The sequence below is a fragment of the Streptomyces sp. 150FB genome (assembly GCF_000818195.1).
Classification (GTDB): domain Bacteria; phylum Actinomycetota; class Actinomycetes; order Streptomycetales; family Streptomycetaceae; genus Streptomyces.
Genome location: NZ_JTHL01000001.1, coordinates 730,059 through 732,160, shown reverse-complemented (window position 1 = coordinate 732,160; position 2,102 = coordinate 730,059). Strand labels below are relative to the sequence as shown.

The 2,102-nt window shown below is 73.4% G+C and carries 3 protein-coding genes; all 3 read left to right on the top strand.

Annotated elements, in window-relative coordinates; genetic code table 11:
* On the top strand, positions 1-261 hold a 261-nt coding region (locus tag QR77_RS03030; RefSeq protein ID WP_040019522.1), incomplete at its 5' end, for a hypothetical protein.
* Positions 262-332: 71 nt separating this feature from the next.
* Entirely contained in the window at positions 333-1,070 is a 738-nt protein-coding gene (locus QR77_RS03025) for a ThuA domain-containing protein (protein WP_052488497.1), read from the top strand.
* Between the two features lie 191 nt (positions 1,071-1,261).
* On the top strand, positions 1,262-2,102 hold an 841-nt coding region (locus tag QR77_RS03020), incomplete at its 3' end, for an ROK family transcriptional regulator (protein ID WP_052488496.1).

The following is a 2,102-nucleotide window of genomic DNA, read 5'->3' as shown; positions in this document are numbered from 1 at the left end:
GGTGTCGTCGACGAGGCTGCGGGCCAACTGGCGCTGCTCGTCAGCCGGTTGGTCGCCCGGGGAGCGGCCGGCGACACCGTGGTGGCCGCCGGCAGTGTGATCGCGGGACAGCCCCGGCTCGCCGAGGCGCTCCGGGCGCGGCTGGCACTGACGCATCCGGCACTGACCCTGCGGCTGCTGGACGTACAGCCGGTGGCGGGGGGAGTGGTCCTCGCCCGCAGGAGACACGAAGCGGGTGGAGGCGTGGCACCGGCCGTGTGACTGCCGGACACCGGACACCCGGACACCAGACATCGGAAACCCCACTCCCGTCCTCATCGGAGGTAGAACCCTTGAAGCTGCGAGCCATCCCCTCCGCTCTGGTGCTGGTCGACGGAACCGACCTCCACCACGACCTGATCGGCGCCGCCCTGGCGCTCCAGGAGATCGTCACCGAGGCGGGCATCCCCGCCGCGCGCGGCGTCGGCATCAGCCGGTTCACCGACCCGATGCCCGCGACCGCCGAGGCCGACGTCTATGTGCTCTACCTCTCCGGGCCCCGGTTCGACGCTGCGCAGCAGCAGGCGCTGTCCGACCTGGTCGCCGGGGGCAAGGGGCTGGTCGTCGTCCACGCGAGCAACCTCTTCGGCCTGGGTCCCGGCGGTCCCGAGGCCGACAGGACCGCCATCGACCTCGTCGGCTCCCGGTACCTCTCGCACGGCGACGCCGGGTCCGAGGGGCGCTTCGACGTACGTGTCCACCCCGGCCACCCCGTCACCCGTCATCTGGGCGACTTCGCCATCGACGACGAGTACTACCTGATCGACATCAACGAGGACCTCGACATCCTGGCCGAGCGCGACACCCCGCAGGGACCGGAACCGGTCGCCTACGCCCGTACCCACGGAGCGGGCCGGGTCTGCTACACGGCCCTCGGCCATGACTCCCGCGCCTGGGGCAACCCGTGGTTCCGGCAGTTGCTGCGCCAGTCCGTGCTGTGGACCGCCGGTGTCGCCGACGAGGACATCGCGTCCTGGTCGACCCGCTGGCCGCTGGGCAACGCCCGTACGATTGGGGGCCCCGCCGCCTGACCCGACCTCCCTCGTGGCCGCGACCACGGCTCCTCCGCGCATCCCTGTGCTGGTTAAGCAGGCTGTTCGTTAACCAGCCGAACACAGGGGTGCGCGGAGAGGTTGATCCGGTAACTTTGCTTCACCAGAAGCACGAACCGGAGACACCGGGCAGCCCCGCACCGGGCGCGGCCCGCCTGACGAGGGACACGATGGAAACAACCGCCGCCGTCGACCGCTTCGACCTGCCCGCCAGCGCGCGGTCGGTGCTGCGGGCGCTGGCCGTCGACGGCCCGGCGACCCGCCCCCAGCTCGGGGCGCTGCTGGCGCTGTCCCGTCCCACCATGTCGGTGGCCATGGCGGAGCTGTCCCGGCTGGGCCTGGTGGCCGGACAGGGCAGCTCACGCGGCGCCACCGGGCGCAGCGCCGTCCTCTATTCACTGGCGGCCGGCGCCGGCCATGTCCTCGGCGTCGAGATCGGGGCCACCGGCGTCAGGGCGGCGGCGTACACGCTGGACGGCCGGGAGATCGGCTCCGCCGAGCAGCGACTTCCCTCCGGCCATCCCACCGTCACCCCCGAGGCCGCCGAGGCCGCCGCAGGCGTGGTGGGCACGGTGCGCGCCGAAGTCGCCGGGCGCCACGGGCCGCTGCGCGAGGTGGTGATCGCCGCACCGACCCTGCCCGACACCGGGCGTGAGGGCAGCCTGCGGCCGGACGGTACGGGGCGGCTCACCGACGCCCTGGCGGTGCCCGCCGGGGTGCCGGTGACCGTGGAGAACAACGTCAACTGCGCCGCTGTCGCCGAGCATCGCTTCGGGGTGGCCCGTAACCAGCAGATGTTCGCGTACATCCAGGTGGGCGTGAAGATCGGCGTGGGGATCGTGCTGGACGGCCGGCTGATGCGCGGGGCCAACGGGGCCGCGGGCGAGGCGGCCATGCTGCCGTTCCCGTGGTCCGGGCCGGGGCCGGGCTCCGGGGCGGGTTCCGCGGCGCGCGAGCCGAGGCGGGCCGGGCTGGAGCAGTTCCTCGGCTCGGACGCGCTGATGGAGCGGT